General features: G+C 30.7%; 18 protein-coding genes. 16 read left to right on the plus strand and 2 right to left on the minus strand.

All coding sequences use genetic code 11. The features are described 5' to 3' along the window. Positions 1-28 precede the first annotated feature (28 nt). The 7 genes from yfmF to KTF99_RS13455 all read left to right on the plus strand — a co-directional run bounded on the left by yfmF (position 29) and on the right by KTF99_RS13455 (position 6,444). Positions 29-1,294 carry an EF-P 5-aminopentanol modification-associated protein YfmF gene (yfmF, locus tag KTF99_RS13425; protein WP_217215609.1) on the plus strand — a complete coding sequence of 422 codons (1,266 nt, stop codon included), beginning with the start codon at positions 29-31 and terminating at the stop codon, positions 1,292-1,294. Beyond that, on the plus strand, positions 1,294-2,574 hold the full coding sequence (gene yfmH, locus KTF99_RS13430) for an EF-P 5-aminopentanol modification-associated protein YfmH (RefSeq protein WP_003538395.1): 1,281 nt from the start codon (positions 1,294-1,296) through the stop codon (positions 2,572-2,574). Before yfmF ends, yfmH begins: the two co-directional genes overlap by 1 nt. 241 nt (positions 2,575-2,815) lie before the next feature. Then, positions 2,816-3,046 (plus strand): DUF896 domain-containing protein, encoded by a 231-nt coding sequence (locus KTF99_RS13435; RefSeq protein WP_003538394.1) that lies wholly within the window; start codon positions 2,816-2,818, stop codon positions 3,044-3,046. A gap of 91 nt (positions 3,047-3,137) precedes the next feature. Then, a complete protein-coding gene (gene tkt, locus KTF99_RS13440; protein ID WP_008791722.1) occupies positions 3,138-5,114 on the plus strand; it encodes a transketolase in 1,977 nt (658 codons plus the stop codon). Between the two features lie 102 nt (positions 5,115-5,216). Next, the gene (locus KTF99_RS13445) at positions 5,217-5,597 is read left to right on the plus strand and encodes a sporulation inhibitor of replication protein SirA (protein WP_008791723.1); all 381 of its coding nucleotides are present in this window, start codon (positions 5,217-5,219) and stop codon (positions 5,595-5,597) included. Positions 5,598-5,599: 2 nt separating this feature from the next. Then, positions 5,600-5,800 (plus strand): YneF family protein, encoded by a 201-nt coding sequence (locus KTF99_RS13450; RefSeq protein ID WP_003538385.1) that lies wholly within the window; start codon positions 5,600-5,602, stop codon positions 5,798-5,800. A 23-nt stretch (positions 5,801-5,823) separates the two neighbouring features. Further along, on the plus strand, positions 5,824-6,444 hold the full coding sequence (locus KTF99_RS13455) for a histidine phosphatase family protein (protein WP_008791724.1): 621 nt from the start codon (positions 5,824-5,826) through the stop codon (positions 6,442-6,444). 98 nt (positions 6,445-6,542) lie between these two features. Here KTF99_RS13455 and plsY read toward each other — a convergent pair whose 3' ends face one another. Continuing rightward, complete coding sequence (plsY, locus tag KTF99_RS13460; protein ID WP_003538383.1) at positions 6,543-7,151, minus strand: glycerol-3-phosphate 1-O-acyltransferase PlsY; 609 nt, start codon at positions 7,149-7,151, stop codon at positions 6,543-6,545. Positions 7,152-7,265: 114 nt separating this feature from the next. Here plsY and parE point away from each other — a divergent pair, with 114 nt between their 5' ends. Then, the gene (gene parE, locus KTF99_RS13465; protein WP_029480026.1) at positions 7,266-9,194 is read left to right on the plus strand and encodes a DNA topoisomerase IV subunit B; all 1,929 of its coding nucleotides are present in this window, start codon (positions 7,266-7,268) and stop codon (positions 9,192-9,194) included. 13 nt (positions 9,195-9,207) lie between these two features. Further along, positions 9,208-11,823: a DNA topoisomerase IV subunit A gene (gene parC, locus KTF99_RS13470; RefSeq protein WP_050754564.1), complete on the plus strand. Its 2,616-nt coding sequence runs from the start codon at positions 9,208-9,210 to the stop codon at positions 11,821-11,823. Positions 11,824-11,840: 17 nt separating this feature from the next. Here the strand turns inward: parC and sigK are convergent, their stop codons facing one another. Continuing rightward, positions 11,841-12,527: an RNA polymerase sporulation sigma factor SigK gene (gene sigK / locus KTF99_RS13475; RefSeq protein ID WP_003538379.1), complete on the minus strand. Its 687-nt coding sequence runs from the start codon at positions 12,525-12,527 to the stop codon at positions 11,841-11,843. Between the two features lie 168 nt (positions 12,528-12,695). Between sigK and yqeH the strand changes: the two genes are divergently transcribed. Genes yqeH through KTF99_RS13510 form a run of 7 tightly spaced genes read left to right on the plus strand, consistent with a single transcriptional unit; the run spans position 12,696 to position 19,293 of the window. Further along, a complete protein-coding gene (gene yqeH, locus KTF99_RS13480; protein WP_003538378.1) occupies positions 12,696-13,793 on the plus strand; it encodes a ribosome biogenesis GTPase YqeH in 1,098 nt (365 codons plus the stop codon). Positions 13,794-13,807: 14 nt separating this feature from the next. After that, positions 13,808-14,095: a ribosome assembly RNA-binding protein YhbY gene (yhbY, locus tag KTF99_RS13485; protein ID WP_003538377.1), complete on the plus strand. Its 288-nt coding sequence runs from the start codon at positions 13,808-13,810 to the stop codon at positions 14,093-14,095. Continuing rightward, positions 14,092-15,192, plus strand: a complete 1,101-nt coding sequence (locus KTF99_RS13490) for a nicotinate-nucleotide adenylyltransferase (RefSeq protein ID WP_217215610.1) — start codon at positions 14,092-14,094, stop codon at positions 15,190-15,192. Before yhbY ends, KTF99_RS13490 begins: the two co-directional genes overlap by 4 nt. Continuing rightward, positions 15,185-15,529 carry a ribosome silencing factor gene (gene rsfS / locus KTF99_RS13495; RefSeq protein ID WP_009301104.1) on the plus strand — a complete coding sequence of 115 codons (345 nt, stop codon included), beginning with the start codon at positions 15,185-15,187 and terminating at the stop codon, positions 15,527-15,529. The genes KTF99_RS13490 and rsfS overlap by 8 nt, the downstream gene beginning before the upstream one ends. Further along, on the plus strand, positions 15,529-16,251 hold the full coding sequence (locus KTF99_RS13500; protein ID WP_003538372.1) for a class I SAM-dependent DNA methyltransferase: 723 nt from the start codon (positions 15,529-15,531) through the stop codon (positions 16,249-16,251). Before rsfS ends, KTF99_RS13500 begins: the two co-directional genes overlap by 1 nt. A gap of 1 nt (position 16,252) precedes the next feature. Beyond that, positions 16,253-16,951 carry a 5'-methylthioadenosine/adenosylhomocysteine nucleosidase gene (locus KTF99_RS13505; RefSeq protein WP_009009920.1) on the plus strand — a complete coding sequence of 233 codons (699 nt, stop codon included), beginning with the start codon at positions 16,253-16,255 and terminating at the stop codon, positions 16,949-16,951. Positions 16,952-16,956: 5 nt separating this feature from the next. Then, entirely contained in the window at positions 16,957-19,293 is a 2,337-nt protein-coding gene (locus KTF99_RS13510) for a U32 family peptidase (RefSeq protein WP_003538367.1), read from the plus strand. Positions 19,294-19,368 lie beyond the last annotated feature (75 nt).

Consider the following 19,368-nt stretch of genomic DNA (forward strand, 5'->3'; position numbering starts at 1 on the left):
ATACATTAGGTTTGTAAAGGAGATTTTTATGAAAAAAAGTTATCAATTAGCTGGATATACACTACATGTTATTCCAAGCAAAAAATTTAAGAATATAACAATGTCATTAAAATTAGAAGGAAAGTTAACAAAAGAAAATGTTACTAAACGTTCTTTATTGGCTTTTATGCTTACTGGAGGAACAGAAAACTATCCCTCAACTCAAGCATTATCAACTCATTTGGAAGATCTTTATGGAATGAGTTTTGGCACTAATTTAGCGACTAAGGGAATTGGACAAGTGTTAAATATTTCAAGTGTTTGTATTAATGAAACATTTTTGCCGTATCAAGAAAATTTATTAGTGCAACAAATCAAAATGTTTAATGACGTTTTATTTCATCCCAATGTTAGAAATGGAAAATTTGATGAACAAACTTTTGCTATTAAGAAAAAAGAATTAAAAGAGCGTTTGATTGTTCAAAATGATGATAAATTTATGTACGGATTAGATCAATTATTCAAAAATATGGGTGAGGGTGGTTTTTTATCCATTAGTAATAATGGCTATGTAGAAGAACTTGATCGAATCACTAATGAAGAGGTCTATAAATACTTAGTTGAATGCTTAGAGAATGATGTTAAACATTTATATGTTGTTGGTGATGTTGATGAAAGTATTGTAGATGTATTTAAAGAAAATCTAAGTTTTAGCAGCAGCAGCAGTCAACCGCTTGATCCAGTTACTAATTTCAAATCAAGCAAGAATGACATCTTAGAAGTAGTTGAAAAACAAGATATTACTCAAGCTAAATTAAATATAGGATATGTTGTTGATTGTAACTTTAAGGATCCTGGCACTTATGCGATGACTGTATTTAATGCAATTTTTGGCGGATTTTCACAATCACGGTTATTCAAAATTGTCCGTGAAAAGCATAGTTTATGTTACTATATATCATCAAGCTATGGGGCATTTAGTGGGATTATGACAGTTAATGCGGGAATTGAAGGCAGTGACTATCAAAAAGCTAAGGACTTAATTGCCCAAGAATTAAAGAATATTCAAAATGGTGATTTTAGTAATGATGAAATTGATTTAGCAAAACTGATGTTAAAAAGCTCATTAACAAAAACTAAAGATGAACCAATTAGTTTGATTACATTGGCTTATAACCGGGATTTAACAGGTGTTCAAGAAACAAATGATGAATATTTAGAAAAATTAATGCGTGTATCCAAAGAAGAAATTATTGCTGCCAGCAAAAAAGTACACTTAGATACAATTTTCTTATTAACAGGGAGTGATAAATAATGGAAAAAATATACTTTGATACTTTAAAAGAAACTTTATATCATGAAAAAATGGATAACGGATTAGAAGTTTATCTTTTACCAAAACAAGGGTTTGAAAAAACTTACGGGTTGTTTTCAACCAAATTCGGCGCTATTGATACAACTTTTGTACCTTTAAATGGTAATGAAATGATTAAAGTAGAAGACGGAATAGCTCATTTCTTAGAACATAAAATGTTTGATATGAATGGTACTGATGCTTCTGATGAGTTTGCTAAATTAGGTGCCAGTACCAATGCCTTCACTTCATCAAGTAGAACAGCCTATTTATTTAGTACTACTTCAAATGAATATCCATGTATTGAGTTACTATTAGATTTTGTTCAAAGATTAGATATTACTCCTGAAAGCGTTGAGAAGGAAAAAGGGATTATTGGTCAAGAGATAAAAATGTATGATGATGACCCAGATTGGCGTGTTTATTTTGGATCAATTCAAAACCTTTACAATAATCATCCTGTAGCCATTGATATTGCGGGAACAGTTGAAACCGTAAATCGCACTGATAAAACAATGTTGGAAACTTGCTATAATACTTTCTATCATCCTAGTAATATGATGTTATTTGTCGTAGGTAATATTAATGCCGATACAGCCATAAATGTAATTAGAGAAAATCAGGCTAAAAAGAATTTTGAAACAGCACAACCAATTATTTGCCAGAAAAACATTGAACCTTGTAAGGTTAAAACAAAAGAAAATATTTTATCAATGGATGTTGAAATGAATAAAATAATTGTTTCAATTAAAATAAATGAAATTCTTTCTGAACCTAAAGAAAAAATCAAACGTGAGTTATCAATGAATCTATTGTTTGACTTACTATTTTCAAAAAGTTCAAAATTATATAACGACTGGTTAAATAAAGGGATTATTAACGATTCATTTAGTGCAAGTTTTACGCAAGAAAGAGACTATGCATTTATTCAAATTGGATGTGATTGTGATGACTATGAAACATTAAAAAATCATTTGCTCGACTTAATTAAAAATTTTAAAGAGCTTAAGATTGAAGAAAAAGACTTTGAAAGAATTAAAAAGAAAAATATTGGATTATTTATAAATTTATTTAATAGTCCTGAAAGTATTGCGAATTTATTCAGTCGCTATTATTTTGAAGGAACTATCGCTTTGAATTTAGTCGATGAGGTGGCTGATATTCAACTTAAAGATATTTATAACACTTTTAAATATTTTGATATTGAATACACTAGTACTTGTATTGTTAAGAAAAAGTAATAATTTTGTCACATATCGCTATGCTTAAAGTGTTGACACTTAAGGTGGCTGTGTTATAATAATTTTGGTTAGAGAGTAAATAAATTTCCACATCATAGATAAGGGAACCTGATCTAAATTGCGGTGTTGAAAACCTGTCTTTGAATAGGGATCCTAAAGTATATTTAAAGGTGCCCACCTGTACTTAACAGGGAAATATCTAAAGCTCTCTACCTTTTTTATATTTAAGGAGAAAATTAAAATGAGTAATATAGATCCAGAATTAATTGTAAGAATTAATGAATTGGCTAAAAAGAAAAAAGATGGTACAATCAGTGAGGCTGAATTAGAAGAACAAAAAGAATTACGTCAAAAATATTTAAAAGCTTTTCGTAGTGGGTTTAAGCAACAATTAATGGGTGTTAAAGTTGTTGACGAAGAAGGAAATGATATCACGCCACAAAAGCTAAAAGATGAAAAATTAAAAAATTAATATAATTTGTCGAAAAACTTATTTTAATTTATACGATTTTGTGTATAATAAGAATAAGTTTTTATGTGCAAAAAAGGAGAATTAGAAATTAATGGAAACATCAAGCTTATCAATCGCAACAATTCGTGCGTTAGGTATTGATACCATCAACAAAGCTAACTCTGGTCATCCAGGGATGGTATTAGGGTCAACACCGGCAATCTATACGTTATTTACTAAGGAAATGGATTTTTATCACAAACAATCAAAATGGTTTAATCGCGATCGTTTTGTATTGGCTTCTGGTCATGCTTCAGCATTGTTATATTCAATGCTGCATTTATCTGGTTATCAAATTTCTATTGATGACTTAAAGAATTTTAGACAATGGGGTTCTATTACTCCAGGACATCCTGAATGTGATATTACTGATGGTGTCGATGCTTCTTCAGGACCTTTGGGTCAAGGAATTCCAATGGCAGCAGGAATGGCTTTAGCAGAAAAATTCTTAGCTTCAAAATATAACCGTGAGGGTTATGATGTTGTCGATCACTATACATATGCATTATGCGGAGATGGTGATATGCAAGAAGGCGTTACTTATGAGGCTGCTTCTTTAGCTGGGCATTTATCGTTAGGTAAATTAATTGTTTTATATGATGCCAATAAAGTTACGCTTGATGGGCCGTTATCAATGTCTTTTAGTGAAGATGTGAAAAAGCGTTATGAAGCAATCGGATGGCAAGTAATTCGTGTAACAGATGGAAATGATGTTAGTGCAATTCAAAAAGCAATCCGTAAAGGAAAAAAAGAATTATATAAACCAACTTTGATCATTATTGATACAGTGATTGGTTTTGGTTCAAGTAATGAAGGAACTAATAAAGTTCATGGTAATCCATTAGGAAAAGAAGATGGTAAAAATGCTAAAATTTCTTATGGCTTTGATCATGACGAATTTTATGTTCCTGAAGAAGTTTATGATGATTTTGCTAATACATGTATTAAACGTGGAAAAAATCGTTATAATAAGTGGCAGCGGTTAATGAAAGACTATAAAAATGCTTATCCAGAACTTGCTCAAGAATTAGAAAATGCTATTGCTGGGAACTTTTCATTAGATTTAGATGAAATAATGAAAAAATATTCACCTGGTCATAACGATGCAACAAGAAACACTTCATTAGAAATGATTCAAGAAGTTGCTCAACAAAATCCTACATTTATGTCAGGAACAGCTGATTTAGCATCTTCAACTAAAACAAATATTGCAGGCGAAAAAACATTTAGTGTTGAAAATTATGATGGCCGTAATTTAGCGTTTGGAATTCGTGAGTTTGCTATGGTTGCAATGATGAATGGAATCACTTTACACACAGGAATAAAAGTATCTGCAGGTGGTTTCCTAGTTTTCTCTGACTACTTTAAAGGCGCTTTGAGAATGGCTTGTTTGATGGAATTGCCAATCATTTTACCATTATCTCATGACTCGATTGCAGTTGGGGAAGATGGACCAACTCATCAACCCGTTGAACAACTAACAATGTTACGTTCAATGCCAAATATGCGAGTATTTAGACCAGCAGATGCTGTCGAAATGGCATCTGCATGGAAATTAGCAGTTGAATCAACTAATAATCCTACAGCTCTAATTTTGACTCGTCAAAATGTTACCACAATGACTGCAACTTCATACGAAGGTGTTTGTCATGGAGCCTACATTGTAGGTAAAGAAGTCAATAAATTAGATGCAATTATTATCGCTTCAGGTAGTGAAGTAAATTTAGCAATGGCAGCTAAAGAAGAATTATTGAAAGAAGATATCGATGTTCGTGTTGTATCAATGCCATCAATGGAGTTATTTGAACAGCAAGATGCTAAATATAAAGATGAGATTCTTCCACACAATGTTAGAGCTCGTTTATCGATTGAAATGGCCAGTGATTTTGGTTGGCATAAATATGTTGGTTTAGATGGTAAAACAATGTCAGTAAATAAATTTGGTGCTAGTGCACCTGCTGATATCGTTATTAAAAACTATGGTTTTACAGTTGAAAATGTAGTAAAAAACGTTAAAGATATTTTATAAGGACTAGTAAAAGTGATGTAATAACATCACTTTTATTGATTTTTGGGCATGATTTGACAATATATTTAGATTTTCTTTGATACACTAATCATGGTGATAGAAATGAATACATATAAAATATATAAGTTAAATCCTAATGTTGTTGGATTACTTGAACAATATCCAGAGGTGAAAAATCAAATTATTAATATTGAACCTAAAAATGTTTTTTTTACGAAGCAAATGGAGTGTTTATTTGGAAATAATGAAGGAGTTAGTGACTTTATCGAATACAAGTTAAAAGACCGATACGATTATCATCGGGATAAAAATAAACATGTTATTGATAATCAATTAACAAAAGAAGAAATGATTTGCGTTATTCATGATTACTATATAATTATTGAAGCAAATAAAAAAACAAATATATTCTTGGATATTTTATACCAAATATCAAAAAGTTATGTTATAATGGTAGAGCAATCTAAAAACTTGGAGGTATAAATATGTTGAATATAATTTTGGGTTTAATCGTTGGTGCGATTATCGGTTTTTTCGCAGCACGTTATATGTTTAAAAAACAATTACAAAAAAATCCACCAATCAACGAAAAAATGATTCGTGCAATGTATATGGAAATGGGTCGTAAACCTAGTGAGGCTCAAATTAAAAAAATCATGTCATCTGTTATGTCACAATATAAATAAGGGGTAACCCTTATTTTTACTTTATGAAAATATACCTTACTCGACACTCAAAAACATTGTGGAATCAAGAAAAAAGATTACAGGGATGGCAAGATTCACCGCTAACAGCAGAAGGCATAGAAGATGCTAAGTTGCTAAAAGCAAGAATCACAGAACTTAAAATTGATTATTGTTATAGCAGTCCGATAGAACGTGCTAAAGCAACAAGTGAAATATTATTTGATCATGTTCTTGTTGACGAACGATTAAAAGAAATGAATTTTGGTAAATACGAAGGATGCCTTATTAATGAATTATTAAATGATCCAATTTATAATCGATTATGGAATCTTCCGGATGATGATGTTAGCACTCCTGGTGGTGAAACATATCATGAAGTCCAAATGCGGTTAAAAGATTTTTTTAATGATATTTATAAAAAACATCATGATGATACAATTTTTATTACGATTCATGGGATGTTATTTATTATTCTTCACGGAATAATGCTTAATTATAAAACATCCGAATTAACAAAAATCAATAAATATGTTGTTCGTGGTTGTTCTTTAAGTGAAGTTGAATATGATGGAAAAGAATTTAAGATTAAATATATTGGTGATGATAGTCATCTAAAAAGTAGTGAAATAATTACATATAAATAATTACCTAATGGATGCATCTCTTTTTGGATAATGCATCCTTATTTTTATTAAATAAAAAAGCCGTGATAATTCACAACTTTATGTATTAACGAGCATATTTACATCCAAGTAATTTTATTTTCTGTCCCATTTTTAATTCTAATTAAATTTTCTTTGTGTCGATAAATTAACAGTAAAATAACCGCTGCAGTTACGATTTTACCAGTCATTGACATATTTAAAAACGGAATTGCAAACAATACTGAAGACGATGCTAAAACTGAAGACAGTGAAACATATTTAGAAAGCTTTAGAACAATGAAGAAAACGACTAAGGCTAAGACAGCACCTATAGGATTGACAGCCATAAAAAAACCGATTGCAGTTGAAACTGCTTTACCGCCTTTGAAATTTGCAAAAACAGGATAGCAGTGCCCAATCACACAAGCTAAAGCACATATATATGCTAAATCATTATTCATTTTTAATAGTGAACATAAGTAACTAGTTAAAAGCATTACTAATAATGCCTTTGAAGCATCCAAAAGAATTACAGCAACACCAGCTTTTTTTCCTAAAACACGACCAGTATTTGTTCCCCCTAAATTACCGGAACCATAGTTTCTAACATCAGTTTTATAGACTAATCGCCCAATAACTAATGCAAAGGGAATCGATCCATATAGATAACTGAGTATAATTAAAATTATTGAAATCATTATATCCATTTTTTATCACCTGTGACTATTATATATTATCATTATAAAAATGCAATAATCTTTGAAAAAAACCTAAAATTTAGGTATAATGGTACAAGTGATTAAAGGAGGCAGATGAATTATATGGCAGCTAAAAGTAATTATGATGAGTCAAATATTCAAATACTTGAAGGCTTAGAAGCAGTTCGTAAGCGACCAGGAATGTATATTGGTTCGACTGATGCACGCGGACTGCATCACTTAGTTTGGGAAATTGTTGATAATGCAATTGATGAAGCACTTTCAGGATTTGGTGATAATATACAAGTAACGATTTGTAAGGATAACAGTATCAAAGTAACTGACCATGGTCGGGGAATGCCGACAGGGATGCATGCTTCAGGTAAGCCTACAACAGAAGTAATCCTTACGATTTTACATGCCGGTGGTAAGTTTAACGAAGACGGCGGTTATAAAACTTCTGGCGGATTACATGGAGTTGGGGCGTCGGTCGTTAATGCACTATCTTCATGGCTTGAAGTAACAATTTATCGTGATGGAAAAGTTTGGCAGCAAAGATTTGAAGATGGTGGTAGTAAAGTTGGGAAGTTAAAAGTGATTGGTAAATCAAATCAAACTGGAACAACGATTCATTTTATGCCCGATTCAAGCATTTTTTCAGTTTATGAATATAATTTTTCTACGATTAGTGAACGATTGATGGAAAGTGCGTTCCTTTTAAAAGGAATCAAAATTGATTTAGTTGATGAACGTACAGGTAAAGAGATAAGTTATCAATACGATAATGGTTTAACAGCATTTGTTGAATATTTAAATTATGAAAAAGAGACTCTTAATGAAATTATTAATATTGAGGGTACAAATAATGAAATAGAAGTTGATGTCGCTATGCAGTTCACTAGTGGTTATCAAGAAACTACTTTATCTTTTGTGAATTTAGTTAGAACTGGTGATGGTGGAACTCATGAAACAGGATTTAGATCAGCTTTAACTAGAACGTTTAATGAATATGCTCGTAAATATGGGTTATTAAAAGAAAAGGACAAGAATTTAGAAGGAAATGATGTTCGTGAAGGACTTTCGGCAATTATTTCAATTAAAGTACCTGAACATTATTTACAGTTTGAAGGACAAACAAAATCTAAACTAGGAACGCCAGAGGCACGAAATGTTGTAGATACAGTAGTTTATGAAAAACTTACATATTTTTTAGAAGAGCATAAAGAAACAGCAGATAATCTTGTTAAGAAAATGATTAAAGCTGCTCAAGTTCGTGATGCGGCACGTAAAGCTCGAGAAGCTGCTCGTAAAGGTAAAGGCCCACGTCAAGAAAAAATTTTAAGTGGAAAATTAGCACCTGCTCAATCTAAAGATAAAAAACGTAAAGAGCTATACTTAGTCGAAGGAGATTCAGCAGGCGGTAGTGCAAAACAAGGTCGCGATCGTAAATATCAAGCAATTTTACCATTACGAGGAAAAGTTGTTAATACTGAAAAGGCAGCAATGGCTGACATTTTAAAAAATGAAGAAATTGCAACAATTATTAATACAATTGGGGCTGGCGTTGGAGCTGATTTTAACGAAAAAGATAGTAATTATAATAAAGTAATCATCATGACCGATGCTGATACCGACGGTGCCCATATTCAAATTCTTTTACTAACTTTCTTCTATCGATATATGCGAGATCTAATTACTGCAGGAAAAGTATATATTGCTTTACCACCACTTTATAAAGTGTCAAAGAAAAGTGGGAAAAAGGAAGATATCGTTTACGCTTGGGAAGAAGACGAATTAGAAGAAGCAAAGAAGAAAATTGGTCGTGGATATAATGTACAACGGTATAAAGGACTTGGGGAGATGAATGCTTCTCAATTATGGGAAACAACTATGAATCCAGAAACTCGGACTTTAATTCAAGTATCAATTGAAGATGCGGCAATTGTTGAACGTCGAGTTTCTGTATTAATGGGTGATAAAGTAGAACCAAGACGAGAATGGATTGAACAAAATGTCCAATTTACATTAGAAGATAATTTTGCAATTGAGTAAGGAGAAAATAAGCGTGGATAAAAAAATAATTATGTCATTAGAAACTATCATGGGTGACCGCTTTGGAAAATATTCTAAATATATTATTCAAGATCGTGCTTTACCTGATGTTCGTGATGGTTTAAAACCAGTACAGCGCCGGATTCTTTATTCGATGTATAAAGAAGGAAATTTATATTCAAAACCATATCGTAAGTCAGCAAAAACAGTTGGGAACGTTATTGGTAATTATCATCCTCATGGAGACACATCAGTATATGATGCAATGGTCCGTTTATCCCAAGATTGGAAAATGCGTGTTCCATTAGTTGATATGCAAGGAAATAATGGATCTATTGATAACGATCCGGCAGCAGCAATGCGTTATACTGAAGCTCGTCTATCAGCAATTGCTGTTGAATTACTAAAAGATTTAGATAAAGATACAGTATTAATGTCTTTAAACTTTGATGATACAGAATATGAACCAACTGTATTACCAGCGGCCTATCCAAATTTATTAGTAAATGGTGCAACGGGAATATCGGCCGGTTATGCAACAGATATTCCTCCACATAATCTTGAAGAAGTAATCGATGCAACGATTCATCGAATTAAATACCCTAACTGTTCTTTGGAAAAACTAATGGAATTTATTAAAGGTCCAGATTTTCCAACTGGAGCTATTGTTGAAGGAAAACAAGGAATTTTAAATGCCTTTAAAAGTGGCCGTGGGAAAGTGATTGTTCGTAGTACTAGTGAAATGATTGAAGAGAAAACGATGAATAAAATCGTTATTACTGAAATTCCCTATGAAGTAAACAAAGCAGAATTAGTTCGTAAAATTGATGAAATTCGATTTAATCGCAATATCGATGGAATTATCGAAGTTCGTGATGAATCTGATCGTACTGGATTACGGATTGTTATTGATTTAAAAAAGGATATAAATGTACAAAATACTCTTAACTATCTATACAAAAATACTGATCTACAAAAAAATTACAACTATAATATGGTTGCAATCAAAGATAAGCGACCAGTCTTAATGGGGGTAATTGAGATTTTAGATGGCTATATTGCACATCAAATAGATGTTGTTACACGAAGTTCAATTCATGATCTTAATAAGGCTAATGAGCGTAAACATATCGTTGAAGGATTGATTAAAGCAATTTCAATTTTAGATGAGGTTGTAAAAACAATTAGACAATCAAAAGATAAAAGCGATGCTAAAAATAACTTGATTGAAAAATATGGTTTTAGCGAAAAACAAGCTGAAGCAATTGTAATGTTACAATTGTATCGTTTAACAAACACTGATATTGTCACATTGGAAAATGAAAATAAAGAATTAGATAATCGAATTGCATATTTAAATAATATTTTAAACAGTGATGAGGTTCTACGTAAAGTTATTATTGATCAATTAAAAGGTATTAAGAAAAAATATCCAATGCCACGTCTATCAAAAATTCGTGATGAGGTTCAAGAAATTAAAATAGATGAGAAAGCAATGATCCTATCTGAGGATATCAATGTTTCTATTACCCGTGATGGATATATTAAGCGAATTAGTAATCGTTCTATCAAGGCTAGTGAAGGTATTCCGTTCGGCAAAAAAGAAAATGACTATCTAGTTTCAATGTATCAAGCCAATACGTTAGATCATTTATTGCTGTTTACTGATGCTGGAAATTATCTCTTTATTCCAGTTCATAAGATTGAAGAATTTAAATGGAAAGATGCTGGTAAACATGTTAGTTATTTAGTAAAACTAAATGCTGGTGAAAAAATCATCGGAACTATTTTGGTAAAAGATTTTAATTTACCATTGTACGTTATGCTAGCAACAAAAAATGGTCAAATCAAACGGACGAATTTAAAAGATTTTGAAGTTACTCGATATTCAAAGCCCCTTAAATGTATGGGATTAAAGAATGATGATCGGGTAGTCGATGTTAAATTGACTGATAATAATCAAGGAATTATCTTAACGACTAAAGCTGGGTATGGAGCATTATATTCAGAGCAAGAAGTTTCAATCGTTGGAATCAAAGCCGCTGGGATTAGAGCTGTAAATTTAAAAAATGATGAGTTAGTTAGTCTCAATATTTTTAATCCATTAGTTAGCAGTTCATTAATCGTTATTAGCGAAGAAGGTGGGGTTAAACGAATTAAAATTGGCGATATAACACCTTGCAATCGTGCTACAAAAGGAACTTTATTGTATAAGAATCCTAAATCTAAAATTATTTATGTAAAAGATTCCGTAATTGTTGATAATTCACAATTAATTACAGTCACTTTAAACGATCAGACTTCATTTGAATTTAAAGCAACTGACTATAATAATGCTAATCTTGAGCAAAAACCAAGTGTAGCTAATAAATTAACGGCTAATCAAGTAATTGATGATGTTTATATAAATTCTCCAATTTCAACAAGTGATTATGATGTAGCTAAGAAAACCGAAGTTGATTTAGAAATCTTTAAACAACCCAAAGAGCATACCTTATTAGATGATTTTGAAAGTGATGAGGTTGAAACTACCAAAAATAAAGCGGTTGTTAAAGTACCCAAAAAAACAGAACCAATTAAATATGAAAAAATATCTCTAGAAGATATTCTAAAAGAAGATGATTTTTAAACCGTAAATTATATAATTTACGGTTTTTCTTTCATATGTTCACGCAATAATTTAATTAATGCACGTTTTTCAAGACGTGAAACATAAGAACGTGAGATATTTAATTTTTTAGCAATATCTTTTTGAGTATACTTTTTGGTATTATTCAAGCCATAACGCATAATCAAAGTATCTTTTTCGCGGGGTTCAAGAACACTAAAATATGTTGTAAATTTATCTAAAGTATCCTTTTTATCTACTATATCGATAAACTCCTCTTGTTTTGCGGCAATGATATCACCTAAAACTATTTCACTGCCATCCTTATCAATACCGATTGTCTCATTTAATGAAATATCTAAGTTAGTCTTTTTATTAGTTCTAAGATGCATTAATATCTCATTTTCAATACATCTGGAAGCATAAGTGGCTAACTTAGTTTTATGGTTTTGTTTATAACTATCGACTGCTTTAATCAGTCCTATTGTTCCAATTGAAATCAGATCTTCCTGCATATCTTTATTGTTCTCGTATTTTTTAGCAATATGAGCTACCAATCTTAAATTTCTTTCAATTAAAACATTCCGAGCCTCTTTGTCACCATTAAAAAACTGTTCAAGATATCTTTCTTCCTCTTTAGCTGTTAGTGGTAACTCAAAAGATTTTGATTTAATGTATGAGACAAAGAAACCATTAGTAAGTAAGGATAATAATGTTGAAAACATTTATATTTCACCTCTAATACATATATATTGTCAATCTTTTAATTTAGGACAAAAATCTTTATATTCATCCAAATAAATAAAATTATACCAAGTTTTATTTTAACGATTATTTACTTTAAAATTGGCTTAAAATAAGGTACAATGGGAGTGGTTTGAAAAGGAGATAGTATGACTAAAGAGATTAGATGTTTTGGCTGTGGAGCCATAATTCAAAGTGAAGACGAAAAAAAGATAGGTTTTGTGCCTAAAAATGCTTTAGAAAAAGATGTAATTCTTTGTAAACGCTGTTTTCGCTTAAAAAATTATCATGAATTACAAAAAACAGATCTTACTAGTGATGATTTTTTAAAAATTCTTCAAGAAATCGGAAATCATGATTGTCTTGTTGTTTATTTAGTTGATTTATTTGATTATAATGGCAGCTTAATAAATGGATTATCACGGCATCTTAATAATAATGATATTTTAGTTCTTGGAAACAAACGAGATATTTTGCCAAAATCACTAAAAGATCGTAAAATTGAGCATTGGCTAAGAAGACAGTTGAAAGAATCAGGAATTAAACCTATTGACGTTATTTTATCAAGTGGAACCAAAAATTATAATTTAGATTTATTAATAGATAAGATTAATGAATATCGTCATGGTCGAGATGTTTATATTGTTGGAGTTACTAATGTCGGGAAATCTTCGTTGATTAATTCTTTATTAAAACATTATGCAGGAGTAACTGATAATTTAATAACAACAAGTGAATTTCCTGGAACAACGCTTGATTTAATTGAAATTCCACTAGATGATAAAAATTATTTATATGATTCGCCTGGTATCATTAATAATCATCAGATGGCTCATTTAGTTAAAGATGAAGATTTGAGAATAATTATTCCTAAAAGCGAATTAAGACCAATTAATTTTCAATTAAACGACCAACAAACACTATATTTTGGTGGGTTGGCACGCGTTGATTTCATTAAAGGACCGCGTAGTTCTTTTACTTGTTTTTTTCCAAAATTATTAAAAATTCATAGAACTAAATTGGGAAACAGTGATAATTTATATAATCGGCACTTGACTCTGATGCCGGAAATTGAAAGTATTAAGGATATTAATGAAATGGCAAGTTATGATTTTAAATTACCAGAGGGTAAAATTGATATTGTTATTTCCGGTCTAGGATTTGTCAGTGTTAATTGTCCCAATGCCAATGTTAGAGTTCATGCACCACAAGGTGTTGGTGTTTTTATTAGAGAAGCATTAATTTAGAAAGGAATCGGGTTATGTTAACAGGAAAGCAAAAAAGATATTTAAGAGGGATAGCACATAATTTAAATGCTATTTTTCAAATTGGTAAAGAAGGAGTTCATCAAACTCAAATTGAAGGTATTGACGATGCTCTAGAAGCTCATGAATTGATCAAAGTAAAAATTCTTGAATCATGTGCTGATTCAAAAAATGAGATTGCGCTAGAGTTAAGTATGAAAACAAAAGCAGATGTTGTGCAAATTTTAGGAAGAACAATTATTTTATATCGCCCAAGTGAAAAGGAAATTTATAAATTACCATGATAAAAATAGGTGTTTTTGGCGGTAGTTTTGACCCAATTCATCGTTCTCATGTACGCGTGATTGAAGAGTCAATCAGGCAATTAAAGTTAGATAAAATTTTAGTTATGCCGACTGCTAACAACCCATGGAAAGGCTCTACAGGAGCAACTAAACAACAACGATTAGCGATGTTGGAAATTGCTTTAAAGCGCTATAAAAATGTTGAAATTTGCCGCTACGAGATTGATCAAGATAGTAGTAAAAAAAATTATACGATCGATACAATTAGATATCTAAAAAAAATATATCCAAATGATCAGTTATATTTTATGATGGGAATGGATCAAGCAAGTTTATATCATAAATGGATTGCTGCTAAAGAATTGAGTCAATTAGCTCAATTAGTGGTATTCGATCGCATAGGTTATCAAATTAATGATAATTTAGATAAATATAATTTTATTCACTTAGATTTGGTTGCCAGTGATGACGCTAGTAATAATATCCGGAATGGTGCATTACATGCTTTAAATCCTGAAGTTTTAAAATATATTGTTAATAATGGTATTTATTTAGAAACAATTGTGAAAAATAAAATGTCTTTAAAACGCTATCGTCATACAGTGAGCATGGCTCATTTAGCTAAAGAAATTGCATTAGCTAATAATCTAGATGGTAGAAAAGCATATGTAGCAGGAATGCTTCATGATATTGCTAAAGAAATGCCTCATGATGAAGCTGTTGTAATAATGCAAAAAAATTATCCAGATTATCTTAATAAACCAGAGGCGGTTTGGCATCAATGGTTATCTGAATATGTTGCAAAAAATGAGTATTTAGTTGATGATCCTGAAATATTACAAGCAATTAGGCATCATACAACTGCTTCTTTATATATGTCAAAACTTGATATGTGTATTTATGAAGCTGATAAATACGATCCAAGTCGAGATTACGATTCTTCAAAAAAAATTGCATTATGCAAAAAAGATGTAGTTGCTGGCTTTAAAGGGTGTTTACAAGATTTTTATGATTTTTCCCATGAAAAAGGGCGAAAAATTGATGAATGTTTTTTTGAAATTTATAATAAATATGCAAAAGGAGATATTAATGAATAAATTAGAAGTAATTATAAAAGCATTAGATGATAAATTAGCAGAGGACATTGTAGTAATTGACATGCAGTTAGCTAGTCCTATTTTTGATACTTTTGTGATTTGTTCAGCAAGTAACGAGAGATTGATGAATGCTTTACGTGACAGTGTCGAAGACAGCTGTCATGAAAATGGTTATGAAGTTAAAAAAATTGAAGGGTTACGCAATAGCAAGTGGTTATTGATGGATTATGGTGATATCGTTGTGCATATATTTGATGCTGACGAACGAAACAGTTATAATCTTGAGAAATTATGGTCTGATATGCCACGAATTGACGTATCAAAATATTTAGCTTAATGTCATACGAAAATTTTGCTTATTACTATGACAGCTTAATGGATGAACAATTTTATGATGATTATTTCAAGTTTATAAATGAGCACGCTGATTTTAAAAGCGTGCTTGAACTTGGGTGTGGAACTGGTGAAATTGCAATTCGTTTAGCTAAAGCAGGTAAAGAGATTTATGCAACTGATCTTTCTAAAGATATGCTTGAAGTTTCACGTTTGAAAGCAATGGAAGCAGATGTTAATCTTTTATTAGGTCGAGTTGATATGACTGATTTTGTAACCGATAAAGCAGTAGATTTGATTTTATGCCTTTGTGACTCAATTAATTATGTTTTGAGTAAAAAGAAAGTATTAAGAACTTTTAAAAATGTATATGAATCACTAAAATATAATGGAACCTTTATATTTGATGTTGATAGTCTTTATAAGATGGATGAAATTCTAGATGGCTATTTTGAAGAAGAAGATGCTGATGATTTCTATTTTAAATGGCATGTAGAAAAGACTGCTCTTGGTAAAGTGGAACACGAAATTGAGATAATTGATAAGGAAAATAATGAACATATAAAAGAAATGCATTATCAGCAAACTTACGATATTGAAATTTATCTTAGCTTATTGAAACAGGCAGGTTTTACGGATGTACAATATTATGGTGAGTTTGAGGAATATCATGATAAATCACAAAGAATTATTTTTATATGTCATAAAAGAAGGGGAGGTAAGTAGAATGATTGGAATTATCGGAGCAATGGAAGAAGAAGTGGCAGCAATTAAAGAATATATGGAGATTACTGAAACACGCTCTATTCTTGATTGTACATTTTATCAAGGAACGATAAAAGAGCGCCAAGTCGTTTTGTTACAGGGTGGAGTAGGAAAAGTTAATGCTGCTATTTGTACTACTTTATTACTGACTAACTATAAAATAGATTATGTCATAAATATCGGTTCTGCTGGTGGACTGTGTTTAACTCAAGAAGTTGGGGATATAGTTATTTCTAATGAAGTTTGTCAACATGATTTTGATATTACGGCATTTCCCAATCGAGTGATTGGTGAAGTTCCAGGTTTACCCCCAAGAATAGAAGCAGATCGTCAACTAATTACTCAAGCTAAAACAATATTATCAAACTTAAATTTAAATTGCGAAATTGGTCTAATTGTTTCTGGTGACCAATTTGTTGCTACACCGGAAGTAGCAACACGCATTAAAAATAATTTTCCTGATGCAAAATGTACTGAAATGGAAGCAGCAGCAATTGCTCAAACATGCTATAAATTCGGGACTAGTTTTATTATTACACGTTCTTTAAGTGATGTTTTTGGTAAGGGAGATTCTTCTGTCCAATTTGATGAATATTTAAAAAAAGCATCCCAAGCGTCAGCTAAAATGTGTATAGCATTAATTGCAGAAACGGAGCATTAATACATATGCAAAATATAGAATTACTTGCTCCAGCTGGAAGTTATGAAGCTTTAGTAGCAGCGGTTCAAAATGGTGCAAATGCAATTTATTTAGGAGGAAATGAATTTAGTGCCAGAGCTTTTGCAACAAACTTTAATCGCGAGGAATTACAAGCTGCAGTTGCATATGGCCATTTACGCAACGTTAAAATTTATGTAACTGTAAATACTTTATATGAAGATAATCAGTTTGAAAAACTACAAGATTATCTTTTGTTTTTACAAACAATAAAAGTTGATGCTTTAATTATTCAAGATATCGGACTGATGAGTTTTGTTAAACAATACTTTCCAGATTTTGAAATTCATATGTCAACACAGACTAGTATTTATAATTTGTCAGCAGTTAAATATTTTGAAGATGCTGGTGTTGATCGTGTTGTTTTAGCGCGCGAAAATACACTTGATGAAATAGCTGATATTTGTCAAAACACAATTCTAGATATTGAGGTGTTTGTTCATGGTGCTCTATGTATGTCATATTCGGGACAGTGTTTAATGTCGAGTATGATTGCTAAAAGAAGTGGAAACAAAGGAGCTTGTGGACAGCCTTGTCGGCTCGCTTATAAATTGCAAAAAGATAGTATGAATTTAGATAAAATTCCAAGCTATTTATTATCACCTAAAGATTTATGTACCTTTGAGAATATTGGGCAATTAATTGATGCTGGTGTTACATCATTTAAAATAGAAGGACGGATGAAACGACCTGAGTATGTTGCTACAATCGTTAAACAATACCGTGAAGCAATAGATGCATATTTAAAAAATACGACAGTTAATGCATTTGAGCAGCGTATAAAAAAAATGAAGCAAATGTTCAACCGTGGATTCACTGGTGGATATATTTTAAAAGATCAAAATTTTGTGGCTAAAGATTATCCTGGAAACCGAGGAATTGAAGTTGGTACAGTGATAGATTATGATAAACATCGAAAAATTGTAAAAATTCAATTACAAGATAAGTTGAAACAAGGAGATCGGATTAATTTCAAGAGTGTTGGGTTTACTCGAACTATTACAAAGTTATATTTATTTAATAATTTGATTAATCAAGGCAATGCTGGTGATATTGTTGAAATCGAATTGAATACCCCAGTAAAAAAGAATGAAACAGTATATAAGGTTATTGATATAGATCTAATCAATGAAGCTTTAGCAAGTTATAAAAATGAAAATATTAAAAATACAGTAACTATGGCATTTTCAGGTCAAATCAACGAACCAGCACGATTAACCATCAACTATAAAGATTTAAAAGTTGAAAAAGTTTCTAATCTTCTAATTGAATCAGCAGCTAAATTGCCATTAGATCCTCAAAGAATCAGACAACAATTAGGAAAATTAGGAAATACAGTATTTAAGGCAAATGATATTACTATTGACTTTCCTGATAATGGTTTTTTTAGTATTAAAGAAATTAATGAAATGCGTCGTCAAGCAATAGATGAACTTTCTAATATGATAGTAAAGATAAAAAAAGTTAAAAAACCAATGATTAAAACTAAACATAATCATATTAATAAACAAATTAAAGGGATTGTGGTAAAAATTTATAATTTGGCACAATTAAAAGCATTGTTAACAGAGGAAGTGGATGCATATTATTTTCCTATCAACGAAGAACTTGATGAAGCTATAAGTTTAGCGCATTCTGTAAATAAAGAAATAATCCCATTTACAAGCTTTTTGAATAATCAGGATATTTTAATCAAGTTTAAAAATAGTGTCTCATACAATAAGATAAATAGTATTTTAGTAGGTGACTATGGAGCATTACAAATTTTTAAAGATAAAAAATGTATTTTAGATAGTACTTTCAACCTTTATAATAGCTATGCTTTGAATTATTTTAATAATCATGATGCTATTCTTTCTCTCGAGATGAGTAGAAAACAAGTTAATCATTTAAATAATATTAAACAAAATATTATAATGACAGTGTATGGCAAAACAATCAATATGCATCTAAAACACTGCTTAATAAGTGATCATTATTTTAATTGTAAAAAAATCAAATGTAATCTTTGTAAACAAGGAAAGTTTACTTTAATTGATCGTAAAGGTGAACAATTTGATATTTTCCCAGATCAAGACTGTAATAACTTAATATTCAATAGTCACTGTCTTTACATTGATCATTTAGAAAAACTAGAAGTTGATTTTATTTTGCTTTCATTTAGTAATGAAGCACCAGAAATCACCAAAGCTGTATTTAGGGATTTCAAAAATAATATTATGTTTGCTAAACCTCGACAAATTAGTTTAAAAACAAAACTAACTAATGGATATTTTTATGACTAATTATCTAATTATATAAATAAAAATTATTATTTGTCGAAATAAATTATAAATATACAAAATCTTATTGAAGAAAAA

Source organism: Erysipelatoclostridium sp. MSK.7.34 (assembly GCF_019041935.1).
Classification (GTDB): domain Bacteria; phylum Bacillota_I; class Bacilli_A; order Erysipelotrichales; family Coprobacillaceae; genus Thomasclavelia; species Thomasclavelia ramosa.

Excerpts from the sequence above, each read along its gene's own strand:
- yhbY (WP_003538377.1), top strand. The coding sequence starts at position 13,808 with ATGTTAACAGGAAAGCAAAAAAGATATTTAAGAGGGATAGCACATAAT.
- sigK (WP_003538379.1), bottom strand. The coding sequence starts at position 12,527 with ATGTTTTCAACATTATTATCCTTACTTACTAATGGTTTCTTTGTCTCA.
- KTF99_RS13500 (WP_003538372.1), top strand. The coding sequence starts at position 15,529 with ATGTCATACGAAAATTTTGCTTATTACTATGACAGCTTAATGGATGAA.
- yfmH (WP_003538395.1), top strand. The coding sequence starts at position 1,294 with ATGGAAAAAATATACTTTGATACTTTAAAAGAAACTTTATATCATGAA.
- KTF99_RS13490 (WP_217215610.1), top strand. The coding sequence starts at position 14,092 with ATGATAAAAATAGGTGTTTTTGGCGGTAGTTTTGACCCAATTCATCGT.
- plsY (WP_003538383.1), bottom strand. The coding sequence starts at position 7,151 with ATGGATATAATGATTTCAATAATTTTAATTATACTCAGTTATCTATAT.
- KTF99_RS13455 (WP_008791724.1), top strand. The coding sequence starts at position 5,824 with ATGAAAATATACCTTACTCGACACTCAAAAACATTGTGGAATCAAGAA.
- tkt (WP_008791722.1), top strand. The coding sequence starts at position 3,138 with ATGGAAACATCAAGCTTATCAATCGCAACAATTCGTGCGTTAGGTATT.
- KTF99_RS13450 (WP_003538385.1), top strand. The coding sequence starts at position 5,600 with ATGTTGAATATAATTTTGGGTTTAATCGTTGGTGCGATTATCGGTTTT.
- parE (WP_029480026.1), top strand. The coding sequence starts at position 7,266 with ATGGCAGCTAAAAGTAATTATGATGAGTCAAATATTCAAATACTTGAA.
- KTF99_RS13510 (WP_003538367.1), top strand. The coding sequence starts at position 16,957 with ATGCAAAATATAGAATTACTTGCTCCAGCTGGAAGTTATGAAGCTTTA.
- yqeH (WP_003538378.1), top strand. The coding sequence starts at position 12,696 with ATGACTAAAGAGATTAGATGTTTTGGCTGTGGAGCCATAATTCAAAGT.
- yfmF (WP_217215609.1), top strand. The coding sequence starts at position 29 with ATGAAAAAAAGTTATCAATTAGCTGGATATACACTACATGTTATTCCA.
- KTF99_RS13435 (WP_003538394.1), top strand. The coding sequence starts at position 2,816 with ATGAGTAATATAGATCCAGAATTAATTGTAAGAATTAATGAATTGGCT.
- KTF99_RS13505 (WP_009009920.1), top strand. The coding sequence starts at position 16,253 with ATGATTGGAATTATCGGAGCAATGGAAGAAGAAGTGGCAGCAATTAAA.
- rsfS (WP_009301104.1), top strand. The coding sequence starts at position 15,185 with ATGAATAAATTAGAAGTAATTATAAAAGCATTAGATGATAAATTAGCA.
- KTF99_RS13445 (WP_008791723.1), top strand. The coding sequence starts at position 5,217 with ATGAATACATATAAAATATATAAGTTAAATCCTAATGTTGTTGGATTA.